Here is a 547-nt window from a genome sequence, read left to right as displayed (position 1 = left end):
TTGATGATCAGTATAAAAAGAGAGCTGAATGTGAAAAGATACATGGACATATTAAGGGTACAGTAAAATTCGATATTAGAAGAGTAAGAAATCAGAGTAGAAAACTCTACTCTCTATTGAGTTTCATAGCATATCAACTGATGGTGTTGACAGAATTGCAAAATAAAGTTGAAAGCAAAAATTCATTTGGGAGATACTTTTAAAGAAGTGGATATCAAATTAGATTAGAGATTTTAAAAGCTAATTTGAGATCCTACCTTACTGGTTCCTAAAGTGATGTAACCTTCATTAAGCTTAACGTCGTATACGCCATGCGGAATTACAACACCATTTGAAAATGTATTGAAATCGTGATCATATACTTTTACCGTTTGAGTACAATAAAATTTTCCATCTCGGTAGAAATTACCTATGAATTCTTTTTTTTACATCTATACTGATAATCGGATTTTCGCTGTTAGAATACTCTTCTTTCAACTCGTTAATTCTCTCAAATTGCTTGTTTCTATCTTTACAGTCTTTCATTGTAACAGCTTTTTTCATTTTT

Annotated in this window: 2 pseudogenes; one reads left to right on the top strand and one right to left on the bottom strand. The window is 30.7% G+C overall.

The window, feature by feature from the left end:
* Positions 1–203: pseudogene (locus ASJ81_RS23360) on the top strand (ISNCY family transposase); the annotation flags it as partial.
* A gap of 30 nt (positions 204–233) precedes the next feature.
* Here ASJ81_RS23360 and ASJ81_RS24675 read toward each other — a convergent pair.
* Positions 234–543 (bottom strand): annotated as a pseudogene (locus tag ASJ81_RS24675) (ISAzo13-like element transposase-related protein).
* Positions 544–547 lie beyond the last annotated feature (4 nt).

Source organism: Methanosarcina spelaei (assembly GCF_002287235.1).
Classification (GTDB): Archaea; Halobacteriota; Methanosarcinia; order Methanosarcinales; family Methanosarcinaceae; genus Methanosarcina; species Methanosarcina spelaei.
This window is presented reverse-complemented; position numbering and strand designations above follow the sequence as displayed.